This is a genomic window from Paenibacillus sp. FW104-T2 (genome assembly GCF_058789975.1).
This window is the reverse complement of sequence record NZ_JBYTCE010000004.1, coordinates 178,365-193,758: the sequence shown is the minus strand read 5'-3', so window position 1 is coordinate 193,758 and position 15,394 is coordinate 178,365. Positions and strand designations below refer to the sequence as shown.

General features: G+C 43.3%; 24 protein-coding genes. 22 read left to right on the top strand and 2 right to left on the bottom strand.

What is annotated here, in order from left to right; all coding sequences use genetic code 11:
- Positions 1 to 40 precede the first annotated feature (40 nt).
- The 22 genes from AC3WQ3_RS07200 to AC3WQ3_RS07095 all read left to right on the top strand — a co-directional run bounded on the left by AC3WQ3_RS07200 (position 41) and on the right by AC3WQ3_RS07095 (position 13,642).
- A complete protein-coding gene (locus AC3WQ3_RS07200; RefSeq protein WP_492471867.1) occupies positions 41 to 1,264 on the top strand; it encodes an amidohydrolase family protein in 1,224 nt (407 codons plus the stop codon).
- 232 nt (positions 1,265 to 1,496) lie between these two features.
- A complete protein-coding gene (locus AC3WQ3_RS07195) occupies positions 1,497 to 1,952 on the top strand; it encodes a GNAT family N-acetyltransferase (protein WP_492471866.1) in 456 nt (151 codons plus the stop codon).
- A 31-nt stretch (positions 1,953 to 1,983) separates the two neighbouring features.
- Positions 1,984 to 2,412 carry a GNAT family N-acetyltransferase gene (locus AC3WQ3_RS07190; protein WP_492471865.1) on the top strand — a complete coding sequence of 143 codons (429 nt, stop codon included), beginning with the start codon at positions 1,984 to 1,986 and terminating at the stop codon, positions 2,410 to 2,412.
- Between the two features lie 57 nt (positions 2,413 to 2,469).
- Positions 2,470 to 2,913, top strand: coding sequence for a GNAT family N-acetyltransferase (locus AC3WQ3_RS07185; RefSeq protein WP_492471864.1), 444 nt, complete (start codon positions 2,470 to 2,472; stop codon positions 2,911 to 2,913).
- Between the two features lie 90 nt (positions 2,914 to 3,003).
- On the top strand, positions 3,004 to 3,447 hold the full coding sequence (locus AC3WQ3_RS07180) for an oxidoreductase (protein WP_492471863.1): 444 nt from the start codon (positions 3,004 to 3,006) through the stop codon (positions 3,445 to 3,447).
- Between the two features lie 178 nt (positions 3,448 to 3,625).
- The gene (locus AC3WQ3_RS07175; protein WP_492471862.1) at positions 3,626 to 4,111 is read left to right on the top strand and encodes a DinB family protein; all 486 of its coding nucleotides are present in this window, start codon (positions 3,626 to 3,628) and stop codon (positions 4,109 to 4,111) included.
- 21 nt (positions 4,112 to 4,132) lie between these two features.
- Positions 4,133 to 4,615 carry a GNAT family N-acetyltransferase gene (locus tag AC3WQ3_RS07170; RefSeq protein WP_492471861.1) on the top strand — a complete coding sequence of 161 codons (483 nt, stop codon included), beginning with the start codon at positions 4,133 to 4,135 and terminating at the stop codon, positions 4,613 to 4,615.
- Positions 4,616 to 4,664: 49 nt separating this feature from the next.
- Positions 4,665 to 5,180, top strand: a complete 516-nt coding sequence (locus tag AC3WQ3_RS07165) for a P-loop NTPase family protein (RefSeq protein WP_492471860.1) — start codon at positions 4,665 to 4,667, stop codon at positions 5,178 to 5,180.
- Positions 5,181 to 5,183: 3 nt separating this feature from the next.
- Entirely contained in the window at positions 5,184 to 6,125 is a 942-nt protein-coding gene (locus AC3WQ3_RS07160) for a GNAT family N-acetyltransferase (protein ID WP_492471859.1), read from the top strand.
- 31 nt (positions 6,126 to 6,156) lie between these two features.
- On the top strand, positions 6,157 to 6,396 hold the full coding sequence (locus tag AC3WQ3_RS07155) for a DUF3977 family protein (RefSeq protein WP_492471858.1): 240 nt from the start codon (positions 6,157 to 6,159) through the stop codon (positions 6,394 to 6,396).
- Between the two features lie 151 nt (positions 6,397 to 6,547).
- Positions 6,548 to 7,063 carry a DinB family protein gene (locus tag AC3WQ3_RS07150; RefSeq protein ID WP_492471924.1) on the top strand — a complete coding sequence of 172 codons (516 nt, stop codon included), beginning with the start codon at positions 6,548 to 6,550 and terminating at the stop codon, positions 7,061 to 7,063.
- Positions 7,064 to 7,103: 40 nt separating this feature from the next.
- On the top strand, positions 7,104 to 7,586 hold the full coding sequence (locus AC3WQ3_RS07145) for a hypothetical protein (protein WP_492471857.1): 483 nt from the start codon (positions 7,104 to 7,106) through the stop codon (positions 7,584 to 7,586).
- A gap of 228 nt (positions 7,587 to 7,814) precedes the next feature.
- Positions 7,815 to 8,237, top strand: a complete 423-nt coding sequence (locus AC3WQ3_RS07140) for a DUF1801 domain-containing protein (RefSeq protein WP_336780821.1) — start codon at positions 7,815 to 7,817, stop codon at positions 8,235 to 8,237.
- Between the two features lie 61 nt (positions 8,238 to 8,298).
- Positions 8,299 to 8,823: a DinB family protein gene (locus tag AC3WQ3_RS07135; RefSeq protein ID WP_492471856.1), complete on the top strand. Its 525-nt coding sequence runs from the start codon at positions 8,299 to 8,301 to the stop codon at positions 8,821 to 8,823.
- 104 nt (positions 8,824 to 8,927) lie between these two features.
- Positions 8,928 to 9,473, top strand: a complete 546-nt coding sequence (locus AC3WQ3_RS07130; protein ID WP_492471855.1) for a GrpB family protein — start codon at positions 8,928 to 8,930, stop codon at positions 9,471 to 9,473.
- Between the two features lie 42 nt (positions 9,474 to 9,515).
- Complete coding sequence (locus AC3WQ3_RS07125) at positions 9,516 to 9,938, top strand: hypothetical protein (protein WP_492471854.1); 423 nt, start codon at positions 9,516 to 9,518, stop codon at positions 9,936 to 9,938.
- A gap of 67 nt (positions 9,939 to 10,005) precedes the next feature.
- A complete protein-coding gene (locus tag AC3WQ3_RS07120) occupies positions 10,006 to 10,458 on the top strand; it encodes a GNAT family N-acetyltransferase (protein ID WP_492471853.1) in 453 nt (150 codons plus the stop codon).
- A 111-nt stretch (positions 10,459 to 10,569) separates the two neighbouring features.
- Positions 10,570 to 11,094 (top strand): GNAT family N-acetyltransferase, encoded by a 525-nt coding sequence (locus AC3WQ3_RS07115; RefSeq protein WP_492471852.1) that lies wholly within the window; start codon positions 10,570 to 10,572, stop codon positions 11,092 to 11,094.
- A gap of 5 nt (positions 11,095 to 11,099) precedes the next feature.
- Positions 11,100 to 11,636, top strand: coding sequence for a GNAT family N-acetyltransferase (locus AC3WQ3_RS07110; protein ID WP_492471851.1), 537 nt, complete (start codon positions 11,100 to 11,102; stop codon positions 11,634 to 11,636).
- A 28-nt stretch (positions 11,637 to 11,664) separates the two neighbouring features.
- Positions 11,665 to 12,144 carry a DinB family protein gene (locus AC3WQ3_RS07105; RefSeq protein ID WP_127538722.1) on the top strand — a complete coding sequence of 160 codons (480 nt, stop codon included), beginning with the start codon at positions 11,665 to 11,667 and terminating at the stop codon, positions 12,142 to 12,144.
- Positions 12,145 to 12,255: 111 nt separating this feature from the next.
- Positions 12,256 to 13,107 (top strand): aminoglycoside phosphotransferase family protein, encoded by an 852-nt coding sequence (locus tag AC3WQ3_RS07100; RefSeq protein ID WP_492471850.1) that lies wholly within the window; start codon positions 12,256 to 12,258, stop codon positions 13,105 to 13,107.
- A 187-nt stretch (positions 13,108 to 13,294) separates the two neighbouring features.
- Positions 13,295 to 13,642 (top strand): hypothetical protein, encoded by a 348-nt coding sequence (locus tag AC3WQ3_RS07095; RefSeq protein ID WP_492471849.1) that lies wholly within the window; start codon positions 13,295 to 13,297, stop codon positions 13,640 to 13,642.
- Between the two features lie 157 nt (positions 13,643 to 13,799).
- Here the strand turns inward: AC3WQ3_RS07095 and sdaAA are convergent, their stop codons facing one another.
- Both sdaAA and sdaAB read right to left on the bottom strand, forming a co-directional pair.
- The gene (sdaAA, locus tag AC3WQ3_RS07090) at positions 13,800 to 14,675 is read right to left on the bottom strand and encodes an L-serine ammonia-lyase, iron-sulfur-dependent, subunit alpha (RefSeq protein ID WP_492471848.1); all 876 of its coding nucleotides are present in this window, start codon (positions 14,673 to 14,675) and stop codon (positions 13,800 to 13,802) included.
- Between the two features lie 50 nt (positions 14,676 to 14,725).
- Positions 14,726 to 15,394 (bottom strand): L-serine ammonia-lyase, iron-sulfur-dependent subunit beta, encoded by a 669-nt coding sequence (gene sdaAB / locus AC3WQ3_RS07085; RefSeq protein ID WP_492471847.1) that lies wholly within the window; start codon positions 15,392 to 15,394, stop codon positions 14,726 to 14,728.

Here is a 15,394-nt window from a genome sequence, read left to right as displayed (position 1 = left end):
CGATACCATGCACGGCACACTTCGTGGAAAGAGGGATGACATGTTAAATCAGGCATATTGGTTGACTAACGTAACGATGGAGCAAGGTTATGTTATGGAAGAGGGCCAGGTAACGGGAACACAGACGAAGAAGGTCCGTCTCCGGGTGGAGAACGGAATCATTATTGAGATTAAGGATGAGGGAACGGAACCTCAGACGGATCTGCCTCAATATGATGGGAAAGGGCAGCTGCTGCTGCCGTCGTTCGAAGAAGCACATATTCACCTGGATAAAACATACTACGATGGACCTTGGAAAGCTGTAAGGCGCATATCCAGCATTTTCGAACGGATTGAAGAAGAGAAGGCGCTGCTGCCCAAGCTGCTGCCGGATGCGAAACGTCAAGCGGAGAGTATCCTGCACCTGATTCAGGGCTATGGGTCCACTCATGTACGCAGCCATTGCAACATTGAGCCCGTCAGCGGATTGAAACGGCTTGAGGCCACCAGACAAGCACTGGAAACTTTCTCAGGCAAACTCTCCTCGGAGATTGTGGCATTTCCGCAGCATGGGCTGCTTCGCTCCAATTCGGTGAAGTTAATGGGCCAAGCCATGCAAGAAGGCGCTACAATCGTAGGTGGACTTGATCCGCATACGGTGGACGAGTATATCGAGAAATCGCTGCATGCCATGGTAGATCTGGCTGTGCAGCATCAGGCGGGGATTGATATCCATCTGCATGATCGCAACGAGCCGGGCAAGCAAACGCTGCAGCGACTCGCTGATCTGACGGAAGAGGCAGGACTTCAAGGGAAGGTTACGGTGAGTCATGCATTTTGGTTCGCTCAAGCGGAGCCGCAGGAGGCAGAGGATATGGCGAAGCGCATGGCCTCACTCGGCATGAGCGTGGCTTCAACGGTGCCCATCGGCAAAATGGTTATGCCCCTTCCGATGCTGCATCGCGTGGGGGTCAACGTGAAGCTGGCCACAGACAGCCTGACCGATCATTGGTCACCTTTTGGCAGCGGGGATCAATTGGAGAAAGCAGGGCGCTTCGCCGAATTATATGGATACAATGATGAACGTTCGTTGTCCCAATCTCTTGGATTCATCACGGGTGGAGTTACACCGCTGGATTCGGAAGGGAAACAAGTCTGGCCTAAAGTAGGCGATGAGGCGAGCTTTGTACTGGTTCAGGCGAGCTGCTCGGCGGAAGCCGTTGCCCGTAAATCTGCCCGGCAGGCGGTTTGGTACAAGGGGCAAATGGTGAGTGGAACTGTATAAGGGAAATGCAGAAATCATGTGAAGCCACGGGAAACCGTGGTTTTTTTGTGAAGTTAAAAGAAGATACACCTCAAAGGAGAGAGGAATAATTTATTCGCATATACCATGATTTGGGTTATGATGGATTTAGTTTTCCAGATGTATATGTGTTGGATAAATTGTAGGAAAGGTCCGTGCAAGTATTTATATGGATTATGGTAAGACGATGATAAATGATTAAGGGGAGGCCATCATGTCAGTAGAGAACGTCACACTAAGGTTGATAACGAAAGAAAACGAATTGGAATGCATGAACCTTAAACCACGGAATGAGCAAATGAACCTGGTCGCTACGAATTCGGACTCGCTCATTCATGCAATCAAGGAGACCACTTCCAAGCCATACGGAATCTACGCGGAGGATCAGATGGTGGGTTTCATTCTATTTGACAATGAAATCTATAGTGACGGGTATTACTGGATTTTGCGATTTATGATTGATGAGAGATACCAAGGAAAAGGCTATGCCAAACAAGCGATAAGAGAAGTAATCAACAAACTAAAAAGCAGAGCTGATTGCCAACAGATCAGAGTGTCTCATGTACCGCATAACGTTGTGGCTAACACGCTATATAAAGCTTCTGGATTCCTGGACACAGGCGAAATTGAAGACAATGGAGACATTATATTGAGTTATCAGCTGAATTAATTATGTTTAGAAAATAAGGAGCGTGAGCGTGATGATCAGGGAAGCAGAGCCAAGAGATGCGCAGGCTATTGAACGTTTGTACAAAGAATTATTGCCAAACAACTTGAACACAAAAGTGCTGGGAGAACGGATTGAGGAGATCCAATATAATCCCAACAGTTTCTTGCTCGTGTGTGAAATTGATCAAAAGGTCATTGGTACAGCGCACTTACATATTTGTCTGGATGCTCTAGTAGAGGATAGACCGTTTGGAGTAGTCGAACGAGTCATTGTTACAGAGCATGTTCAGAGCAAGGGATACGGTTCAGCACTAATGAAGCATATCGAAAATATATGTATACAGAAAAATTGTGTGAAAATGTTTCTAACCAGTGGAGCATCCCGAAGCGAGGCACATCATTTTTATGAAAAACTAGGGTACGATGGAGAGTCAAGCAAAGCATTTAAGAAATACCTATAGAAGAACGAACCAAGTGAGCAAACAAAATCTAATCGAATGAAATGAGGTTATAGAGCGATGAATAGCCCAAAGCAAGATGTTGAATTGCAGATTGCATATGAAGAGCATGAGGATGACTACAAAGCCATTTGTGATCGTTTATATAACTACAATGTAAGAGAAACGAAAGGCTTATTAAAGAAGCCAGGAAAAAGCATCAATCTATTTCTGAGGGATAAGGAAGGCAGGGCTGTAGGTGGAATCTTCTGTGCTACATACTGTGAGACATTATATATTGATAACTTTTGGATCGACGAGGAATATAGAAATCACGGGAGTGGGAAGTCTCTCCTCTTGCAAGCGGAAAGCATAGCCTCAAGTATGGGGTGCAAACTTGCTCACACCAGCACGTTTTCCTATCAGGCTCCAGAGTTCTATCAGAAGATGGGCTATGAAGTGTTTGGAGTCATCGATGAATATCCAGAAGGCATAGTTCAGTATTTTCTGAAGAAAAGGCTGTAGATTTTTGGAAACGTAATAACTATTACGTATGGAAGAGCGTTATTTTATTTATAAGTTATCAGCAGGATAAACAACAAGGAGAATCTAGTAATGACTACAATAAATGTTTTAGAAACTCAACCTTCCAGTCGGTATGATGAATTAGATCCATCTCAGGATGGGAATAAAAACACAACATTCGCAGATCTCATTATCGATGGAAAGTCTTTATATCAGATGCTTAAGAGGCACGATCTGGTACCAGCTCTGGGATGGGGAAGTGAGGGAAATCAAAGACAAATGATTCAATACCTTTTGTTAAAGGAACCCCATGAGTATCTGTATTATAGATATCCCATTTTAGTATGCCCTTGGTGCGGAGACGAAGAGTGTGGTTATATCTCTGTGAAAGTGGATCGGGAAGAGGATGTAGTTATTTGGAAGGACTTTATTCTGGAGCACAAGAACCAACCATTAAACGTGGGTCCATTTTATTTTATGTGGGAAAACTATGAGAGATCTATTCAGGGTACTCTTGGTATGGGTGAGCAATAATGTGTACAATTCAAGCTCGGATTACCTAGACGTCGCTTAACATTTTCGATTTAATACTAATAGGCCTGGCATAGGTCAGTCTTAATCAATGAATAAAAGCAAGGATGGATTAGTTTTTTGAACAGAGTTCGATCTTAAAGTAAGGTGAACAAAATCACTTATAGGGAGCGATATAATCATGGCTAAAACTACGGATGAAATGATTGAGGAATTCAAGTCGTTTACTTCTTATGTGAGAGAGTTGGAGAGTCTATCTGAGCAGGTTTGGAATACGCCAATAGCTGAAGGCAAATGGACTTTGAAGGACGTTATCACGCATATGATGCTGTGGGATCAATATTTTTATGAGGAAGCTATCTATAAAATCAAACAGGGCGAACCATTGACCGTAAAGCATCTGAACTTTGACGAATTTAATGCAAATGCGATGGAATACTCAAAGACCAGATCGAAGAAGACCATTGTTGAAGAATTTATAGAAAAACGAATGAACATTATCCATGACATTACGGGATTGAACGAAGAAGAATATACACGAGAATATAAGGATGGAGACAAAAAGAAATTCAGTATTAAAAAGTATGTAAGGGCATTCATCTCGCATGATAAACATCATAAAAAACAGATTGAAGCCTTTAAGAAGACGCTACACATAGCTAAGTAAAGGTGAGGTGGTAACCACGATATGAATTATGAATTAATTCAAGCATCCAAGGAACATAAGGGTATCATACAAAATCTCATGCAATTCTATATTTATGACTTCTCTGAATTTATCCATTGTGATGTGGAAGGTGATGGTCTATTTAAGCCATATCCCTATTTGGAAGACTATTGGATCGAAGTGGATCATCGATTTCCATATGTCATCAAACAAGAGCATAACTATATTGGTTTTGTGTTAGTGAGATGCATAGAATCAGAAGAGAGAAAATACTTTTCCATTGCGGAGTTTTTTATTATGAAGAAATACAGGAAAGAAGGCATAGGCACAGCGGTAGCTAAACAACTATTTGATATGCATAAGGGGCACTGGGAAGTACACCAGCTTGAAAATAATGTGCCCGCACAGCGCTTTTGGAATAAGGTTATACACGAGTACACACAAGGAAACTTCTCAGATCGAGTTGAGGACGGGAAAAGGATACAAGAATTTATAATGAGTTAAATAGTTGAATGATAAAGACTTTTAAAAGACAAGGGCGAGAAAAATTAAGATGGTTTACAAGAGAATCCATATTATTGGTTCCACAGGCAGTGGAAAAACCTATTTGGCCAGAGCACTGTCCAACCGACTAAATATTCCATATTACGAATTGGACAAAGTGATGTGGAGCAGCTCCGTTGAATTTGCCGGAAAGAATCCACCTGAACTCCGGGATAGACTGCTTGAAGATATTATAAGTGAGGATGCGTGGATTATTGAGGGAATTTACTACAAATGGGTAATGCGGAGTTTTGAAGAGGCAGATTTGATCATATTTTTGGCCCCAGAACCAATGGTTAGAGCAATAAGAATTGTACTGAGATTCATTAAACAAAGAGTTGGATTAGAAAAGGCGAATTACAAACAAACGTTCAAGGGTTTGATCGACATGCTTGAATGGAATTACAAATTTGATCGTGAAAATAAGAACAAGATTCATGAGATTCTTGAACAACATAAGAGGAAGTTAATCATAGTGAATAGTAATAAGAAAGTGCTCTCTATGAAGATATTCAAGGGGGAATAACGAATGCAGGTAGCTGAATGGTCTGAAAACATGGAAACGTATGATATATCCAGCGAATATTCTATTCGTAAGGCTGACCCGGAAGAGTGGGGAATATATTGCTCGGTTTATTACAATATGCGCTTTGTTGGTTTTTTTCGAGAAGAGCGGTTCAGTGCTAACCGAAATAATGCGTATTGGATCTACCAGGGAGAATCGAAAATTGGTGGGGTACGGATGGCACCCAATACTATATATCATTTATTTTTTATTCCACCGTTCAATCAATCATTTGAGGTACTGAAGCTACTGAAAAAGATCCTGGTCAGCTGGTCTGATCGAACCCAAGCCATTAAAGCTTTTGAAATTCTTCCGGATCAGGTTCATTTATTTGCCAAAGCCGGATTTTGGCCAGTGGAGTTCAGATGCCGCTGGATGCAGCGTCCCACTGAAAAATTCGATGTGACATGGGACGACGATCTGATCATCAAGAGTCCTCAAATTATTGAAGATGAAACAGGTACCAAGCGATTTACAAATGAAAATGAAATAGCTCATTGCGACTTCGCAAACTTTGTAGGAGGTTTTGAGGCGTTAAGAAGAAATCAGTCTTCCTTTGAACAGTTCATACCTGATGAAGATCCGTCTCTAACCAATGAGGTGCTCACGGAAGCATCTACACTTGTGTATGACAGAAGTACGGGAGAGCTTGTCGCCAATTGCAGGATTTGTTTACAGGACACGGAGGCAGCAGTATACAGTATAGGTGTCATCCCATCGCATAGAGGAAGAGGGATTGCTACATACATGCTGCAGAGGGCTTTGACAATCCTGAAAGGAAAATATCCCATCCTACGGTTGTATGTCATGGAAGGAAACGATGCGGAATCCGTGTATTATAACCTCGGGTTTATTCCTGGGGTACAAGAGGTACAACAAATGATTATTCCTGCGGAATCAAATTAAAGTGAAAAGGTCTTGAGAAAAGGAGCATGCTGTGAAAAAGTTCAGAGAGATCGGATATGGAAACCATTGGTTCATCCGAACGGAATTCGAACACGAAGACGGTACGGAAAGTGAGGTCAAGGGATTTACTAGACCTTTCCGTCTTAGGTCAGTGTACGTTAGAGTATGGATCGGAAAAAAGGTAATGATCATCGATACAAAAGAGGGAATTAAATTTATGAATAAAAAGGTGAAGAAGGTAAAAATCATTCTTGGATTTTTTGGATATTAATTGGAAAATCTTGCACAGGAAGCTTAAACCCTGATTAATGGACACGGGCCGTGACCGAGCCGAATTATATTGCAGAGATTTTGAGGATGCTGTGAACTTTATCATGAGCCAAGTCGTACATACCTAAGGTGGAGGGAATTAAATCATGAACATGGATAACATTTATCTGATAAGTGACATACCGGGTTATTCTCCACAGATTAGTCGCCTAATTTCAATGATGAACTATGCCAGATATACAACGATTGAAGAAGTCAAAGATCTATCCATCGATCAACTGGATTTTTTGCTGGATTCGGAAAGTAACTCGATTGGAGCATTGCTGCTGCACTTTGCGGGGGTTGAATACGCTTATCAGGTGGCGACGTTTGAGAATCGGCAGCTGAACGAAGAGGAATTATTGGAATGGGGCCCGGCCCTTCAATTAGGTAAGGAAGGACAGGAAAAGATCAAAGGTAATGATATCACCTTTTATTTTACGAAAATGGACCAAGTAAGGATGAGAACACTTCAGTTATTTCAGACGGTAGGTGACGACTGGTTGAATAAGGAAGAGGAGTTTTGGTATAACAAGCCGGCCAATTTTTATTTTATGTGGTTTCATGTTTTCGAGGATGAGATCAATCACAGGGGCCAAATCAGAATGATCAGAAAGAGAACTTCGTGACGCTTAAGGTGGCGAAGTTTTTTAATAGAGAGGGGAATCAATGAAGACCAAGAATATCATTATTGTTGTTTCCATCGTATTCAATATCATCTTGATCACGTACGTTTTTTGGAGAGAAAATCACTTGAGGGAAATCCATTCGGGTTTATCGTTTGGTCTTCAGGGCGATTTGGTGCAATTGGAGAGTACAATTGATTATCAAATGAATAATAAGTGGAACGACGAAAATATGGTTCTTGAGAAGATTGAGGATATTACAGAAGGTATCAACCAACTAATGGTTACAGGCAAAGATGCTGGAATGATTACGGAATCGCAAGAAAATGACTTGTGGGCATTATATAGATATTTTGCTAAATTCCCCACATTCACAGGATTTCCAAATACCAAATTGGACAATGATGAAATTAGCAAGCTAATCCAATTAAGAAATGATCTAAGGTCGGCGGGTTGGGGAACAAATGTAGGATATAGTAGTGACTGGGAGAGTTTTACAATGAAAGTAAAAGATTTAACGAATTAATTATCTGCTGCACTCATTAACAGTTATATTACGATAATTCATTTTGGAGGGAGTCCATTGCTCTATCTCATTATAGTCGTTGTTATTGGTTTTGCAGGCATAATTAGTAATCAATACGCAGGGTTGAGGAGAATGGAATCGTTACAAAAATCATTGGATGAACTGAATCATCTGCGAGAAGTTGGACAGATCCAGTCTGTCAATCAGGTTGAAAAGGAGTGAATCATGATGTACAAGCAAAAAACAAAAGAGACAGACAATAGTGTTATTGAGTTTATTGAGAGCGTGGATCATCCAAAGAAACGTGAGGATGCTTATACGTTGCTGGATATTTTTGCTGAGACAACAGGCTATGAAGCCAAAATGTGGGGACCAAGCATTATTGGATTTGGTTCGTATCATTATAAATATGATTCCGGGCACGAAGGTGATGCCCCACTGGTGGGTTTTTCGCCCCGTAAGGCCAAAATTAGTTTATACTTTGCAACTGGCGATACAGAACGAGAGTCACTTTTAAAGGACCTGGGGAAACATACGACGGGAAAAGCATGCGTGTATATTAATAAAGTCGAAGACATTCATGTGGATATTTTGAAAGCTCTGATAAACCAGTCGGTTAAGTTCTTACAAGAGACCTACCCGAATCCGTAGTTATATTTCATGGTATGACCTACAATATGCTGCTATGAACAAGGCAAGGAGGAAAAATAATATGCTGCATGACCTGCAAAGCCAAGCCAATATGTCACCTGTAGTTGGGATGTTATATTCAGCAGTGAGAGAGAATAGCCAGCGACTTCAAACCATTACAGAAGGAATGTCACAGGAGGAAGTAGACTACAAGGGACCCGATCATAACCTCAACAGTACAGCTCAGTTAATAAAACATATCCTATACGTTGATCTAAATTGGGTTTACAGGATCAAGGGAGTACCACTGCCCCAGTCATTGATAGAACAATACGGCCCGATGATCGATGAAAACAATAACCTTCCCATGGTGAGTGGAGTGTCAAGGGACACGCTTATCTCTCAATATGAGGGAGTAATAACTGATCTGAAAGAGACATGTGAGCAATTAACAGATGCTGATTTGGACCGTGTTGTTACTTTTGGACATGACCTTGAAAAACAAGCCACACTACGCTGGGGAATATGGCATATGGCTGACCATAATCGTTACCATCAAGCTCATATTAATCAACTAAGAAAGTGGTTTAAGGGGAAGGGTAATTAAATGCACGAATGAACAATAAACACACGATAATGAGTAACAAAAGGCGATAGGACTTGTTATTTATGATATAGCCAATACATATCGAAACGAGGTTGAGGTTCTGTATGGAAGAGCAATGGAGAATTGCAACGCATGACCCGGCATGGAGGTCGTTGTTTCTAGAGACGGGATCCAGATTGAGGGAGGCATTAGGAGAAAAAGCTCTACGCATCGACCACGTCGGATCAACTTCTATTACCGATTTAGACGCCAAACCCATTATTGACATTCAAATTTCGGTGTTGAATCTCGATAACTTACCGGACTTCCAGTTTCATATTGAAAGGGTCGGCTTTGTGTTTAGGGAGGATAATCCGGATCAGAGCAAAAGATATTTCCGCGAAGCACCAGGGAATAGACGAACCCATGTACACGTTAGGCAAGCAGGGAGTTTTTCGGAGCAGATGACATTGTTGTTCAGGGATTATTTACGAGAACATCCACTGGATTGCCTGAAGTATGCGGAGGAAAAGCATAGGCTCATGCGTTTATACAAGGAACAACGTTCGAAGTATGTGGAGGGCAAAGGGCCTGTAGTGTGGGAAATCTTGCAGAAAGCCCATCTGTGGTCTCAGGAAGTAGGCTGGAAACCGGCGGATTCGGACGTATAAGTACCTTGGATTAATTGTGGATACCCATATTGGAGTGGTGAAATGAACCTGGGTAGAAAGCTGTTAACTTCACTTTTAACCGTAATCTTGTTTAGTTTAGCTGCAAGCTTGTTATCTATGAGTGAAACCTATGATTTTGGTTTTTATATTGCAGTGTACCCTGTCTATGCAGCTCCGTTGATCTTTTTGATAGGCTTACCTTTGTCGATCGTAGTAGACTTCTTGCTGAACAAAATCAGATTTACTAATCATGTACTCTACCTAATTGTAAAATTACTGAGTTACGCGTGCGCTGGGTTCGTCGGCATGTGCATATTTTATCTGGTTATCGGAGCTAGAGAGAATAATTTTAATCTTAAAGAAACGTTCCCTCTAACTTTGTTTGGTGTATTTGCAGCGATGATCTTTGTACTGGTCGATCTGGGGCTTGAGGCCCTCTTCAGCGTTCGCAAAAAGCGTAGATAGTGTAAGCAGTGTTTCGAGATTGTTCCATATTTATAAAAGGGTGATGCATGTGATATCTTACCGACGGTTGGAACCGCAGGATCCGGAATTGGTTAAGCGATTAATGGCCGAATATGCGCTGCAGTTCCCCGCTTTTATCATTGACCTCTATCCAGAACGTTGGGCGAGCTATATCCATCATTCCAGTGATTCAGAATACTGGGTTGCAGTTGAGATGAACCAGATTGTAGGACATGCGGGGTTTATGTATAACAATGATGAAAAGTCTTACGAAATCGTAGGTGTCGTTGTATCGCCCAGGCATCTGAGAAAGGGAATCGGGAAAACTCTTTTGGACCATGTATGTGAAGCGATTCAAGAAAAAGGAGTAACTGAAGTTATGTTGCACACCCTCGGCCATCCTGGTAATGAAGATACACTAGTATTTTATAAATCGATTGGTTACTCGGTATCGAAATTGGAGAAGGATTATTTCCAAACTGGATATTCGCGTGTTACGTTTAGGAAGAGTTTGAATTAATGGGAATTATGTAATAGATCAGAAGGTTTGGATAGAGTTCTTTGATAACAAGTTGGAAGGAACGTATCATCAAGAAAATTGCTTAACAGGAAGGGAGAGTAGAGAAGAGAAATGGTAGAAATTAATGCGATAGATTACGAAGATAAACATGTATTACATAACCTGATGCAACTATATCGATATGATTCAAGTGAGTTCGATGGACATGAGTTGAATATTCATGGTCTATATCTATACAAGTATATTGATCATCAATGGACGGACACCTACAGGCGACCCCTAATGATCAAAGTGAATGGGGAGATAGCAGGCTTCGCCTTATTAATGCTGGATGTTCCGAGAGAGTTCGTGCATGTTAGTGAAGCATCCAGGACAAATATCGTTAGTGATTTTTTTATTGTGCGCAAGTATAGAAAGAAAGGATACGGTAAGCGAGCAGCGTTCCATATCTTTGATCAATTCCCTGGTGCGTGGGAGATTCGGCAAACGCTAGCCAATAAGCCTGCCAATCAATTTTGGAATCGTGTTATCGATAGCTATACGGAAGGAATGTATAAGGAAATGATCCTGAATGAGGAACGATGGACTGGACCGATCCAGGTATTTGGAGATGAGCCTAACAATACATTGGAGTGATGAATATGAAACAGCTCCCAGAGGAATGGAAGTCAGAACGACTCATTATTTCGGATGTGGAAGAATACGAGATCCCCGAGATCCAGTCCATTTGTGAAACAAGCCGTTACTTACAACAATGGGATGGACGGGAGTATGAACCGGATTATGTGAAGAAATGTGTTAAAGAAGGCAATCTTCCACCGGGAGGAAAGCTGGAGAATTACCGGATTCAATCGATCCGTACAGTCGAAGAGAATCAAAAAATCGGTCTGCTGAGTATGTACCATGGTTACCCATCTGAGGATTCCATTTATCTTGAATTTTTATATATCCAAAATGAAATACAGAAGCAAGGATATGGACAGGAAATGATTCAAGCACTGAGTCTCCATCTTTCCTCACTCGGATACAGGGAAATCAGAATCAATGTAGCGCTCAAAAACTGGCCAGCATTACGATTCTGGATTAAATCCGGATTCAATCAGATTAGTGGGATATACGGGGATCTTGAGCATTCGGATACCACATTTGCCAATACGGAATTGATCAAAACACTCTAGAAACACAACCGGAAAAGGAGGAATGGAAATGGAAACTTTTTTTCGTTATAACTGGATGGTGCGTGAACAGTGGTATGCGTGGTGTGAGGATCTACCGCTTGAAGAATTGCTGAGGACTCGTACAGGCGGGGTAGGGAGCATCTTGAAGACGTTTTTCCATATCATTGATGTAGAGTGGAGCTGGCTTCAGATTCTGCAAGGTAAGCCGGATGGAGCGGAAGATTTTGAACACTACAAGAGCCTTGAAGCTGTGCGACAATTCGATCGCAAGCTGCGTCCCGATGTAGAGGCATTTGTTTTGGCGTGGGACACGAGCATGGAAAAGAAAGCTCATATTGATCATCTACCGAATGGCAAAGTTGTAATAGATTCATGGGGAGAAGTGATGCGCCACGTCATCGCTCATGAAATTCACCATATGGGACAATTGTCGGTATGGGCGAGAGAATTGGGCAAGGAACCGGTATCCGCCAATGTGATTGGTAAAGGCCTGATTATCCCTGACTGACCGTATTAGGTAGACCAATAATTAGCCGGAAAATGGTAAGAGTGATTTATTTTTCCCGGGGTAAGACCATGTGTAGAAGGGGGGGAAGTGATGACCATCGAACTTAGCCGTATGAATTGGATCCAATTGGATGAACATTTAGGGCTTATGATTAAAGGGGGATATGATGTTATTCCTTTGTCACCTGGACTGGAAGCAGATGTGATGAAAATCGTATTTGATGATCAGCCGTATGTTCTGAAGATATGGAACAAGGATTCCAAACCGAATGTCGGCAACCAATATAAGCTGCTATCCAAACTACTCCATAATGGGATCCGTGTCTCCACACCTTATGGCTGGGGCATGGATGAGGAGCAGAATCAGGTGCTGTTAACGAGCTATGATGGTGCGCCTGTTACCCAATTAACATCTTCCAAGCTGGCACATTTGGCTCGGAATTTAATGGAGGTCCATCGTTATCCGCTGAATGAAGCAGGTGCCGCACAAGATGGAGCGTACATATCCAGGTATGATTTTGTTGGTTATTTCTTTCCTTCCATAGAGCTTTACGAAGACATCAGCACTCATCTGTCGCACCTTCTTCAATGCGTCCAGCTTAGGCAGGATTGCTTAATCCATGGGGATTATAATCTGGGTAATATTCTTGAAATGCAGGATGACTATACCATTATCGACTGGACGAACGGACAGCTGGGCGACCCGAGGTACGATGTTGCATGGTCTGTTTTTCTTATTACGATCTACAATGGAGAGAGTTATGGAGAGACATATTGTGCTGAATTCAGGCGTACAGCAAGTTACTCGCTGGAGGATGAAGGGGTTTTTGAAGCAATGGCTTGTCTACGCTGGATTCTGTTAAGCTGCGTCGCCGATGTACCCATGGGACCAAAAGTAATGCAGCGGGTGTGTGCAATTGTTCGCAACAATCCGTATTTGAAGGAGAGTCTATTGCAATCATGACGGAGTACCCTAAGAAGTTGATAGAATGGGAGTAGTCAGTTAAAACCCGTACTAATGGCTGGAATACGACCAACGGTAATCTCCGGTACAAATCATGGATTCATTATTTCCCCGGGAATAGTCATGAATAGCCTGTCCTAAACAATCGTTTCCTGCATACCTATGGTATAGAGGAGCGTGATAGGTCATGGAACAGAAGGTGCAAACCTATTTTCAACTGAAGCAGCAGCAAAAAGAGATTGAGCAGCAATTATCTGTACTACGAGATGAGATTGTCGCATATTGTGCCGAACAAGGGGTATATGAGACACGGGTTGGCGGTTATACGGTGAAAACGGTGCTTCAGCAACGCAAGGAATATGATGACCAGAAGCTGTACACCGCACTGCCTGATCCGGACATTTGGAGACTGCTGTCCAAGGTAGATAGTCATAAGCTGAAAAGCCTGATCAAGCTGAACGTGTTATCCGAAGAGCAAATCAGTCCTGCATGTACCATAAAACAGGTTACGCTGCTGCAGGTGGACAAGCTATAGCTGTATCTCCCTTTAGTTCAACAGAACTTATCTGAAGAATGTACGAGCTGTTCATTGGTTGAGATACATCATATACATCAAACAAAAAAAGCAGGCATGCATTTACCTTGAGAGGCGTTCTGACCGTCTCTCTGAGTGTAAATGACATGCCTGATCTTTATTTATGCTGCAAATCCCGTGTGATCTTGCGCCCTGTCGGGGTCTGGGCGAGGCCGCCGCCTGCCGTTTCGCGTAATGATTCAGGCATGGCTGATCCAACCTCAAGCATGACCTGTATCACCTCATCGGAAGGGATAACACTGCGGACTCCGGCCAGCGCCATATCGGCGGCTCCGAGAGCAGTAATGGCACCAAACCCGTTCCGTACGATGCACGGAATCTCGACAAGCCCCGCTACCGGATCGCAGATCAGACCAAGGGTATTCTTCAGCGCAAGTCCTACGGCGTGGATGGCCTGGGAAGGGGACCCGCCCCGGATATCCACCAGCGCTCCGGCTGCCATCCCGATGGCAGACCCCACTTCCGCCTGGCAGCCGCCTTCCGCTCCAGAGATGAACGAATTGTTGGCAATGACATAACCGATTGCCCCGGAGGCAAACAGGCCGTAGACCATTTGTTCATCGGTCCAGCCGAATCGCTCCTGGCTGCTGATAAATACCCCGGGAATAATGCCGCAGGAACCCGCCGTCGGTGTAGCAATAATTCGGCCCATCGAGGCATTGACCTCGGATACCGCAAGTGCGTAACTCATGGACAGACTGGCATGGTCCCCGAGCATGGATTGTCCATCTGCGCGAAAAGCCATCAATTTACGGGCGTCTCCTCCAGTTAATCCGCTTTTGGAAGTGGTATCGGTGTGAAGACCTTGGTGCACCGCACTTTTCATAATCTCATAATACTCTTGCATCTGACCGAACACGGTGCCCGTGTCATCGCCTGATTCATGACATTGCTCTTCCAGCATGAGCTGGCCGAGGGAAAGATTGCGGGTCTCCGCCAGTTCGGCAAGTTGTTTTAGCGTTCGAAAGTTCATTGGCGTAGGCTCCTTTATCGATTAAGCGGAAATCAATTTCAATATTCAAATTAAAGATGGAGCAGTGTGACTTCCTGGACTTCCGGAATCACTTCAATCTGCCGCACCACGGCCTGGTCAATCCGGCCATCACATTCGAGCACCATCATGGCTTCACCCCGCCGGTTCTTACGATCCACAGACATGTGTCCAATATTGATGTGATTATCTACAAGCAGGCGAGTGACGACAGCAATGACACCGGGTTCATCGCTATGACGAATGATGAGTGTAGGATAGAGAGCCGTCAGCTTCAAGTTGTAGCCGTTAATCCGGACAATTTCGATATTCCCTCCGCCGATTGACGTTCCGATCATGTTTAATGTCCGAGTTCCCGCTGCGTTGGTTAATACAATCTCTGTCGTGTTCGGATGCGGGTACAGACCTGTTCCCGGACGGATAACGGTTTGCATGCCAGCCATGTCTGCATGGGCAAAAGCCTCGGGTAATCCGGGATCATCCGTGTCCATATCCAGCAGACCGCCAACGATGGCGGTGTCGGTACCATGTCCTTTGTACGTTGCGGCAAAAGAGCCAAACATGATGATTTCTGCATGGGAAGGGCATTCGCCGAACAGTTGGCGAGCCGTGCGGCCGATCCGTGCTGCTCCTGCAGTGTGGGAGCTTGACGGTCCAACCATGGCTGGACCGATAATGGAAAATACGTCTTTGAACCTCAC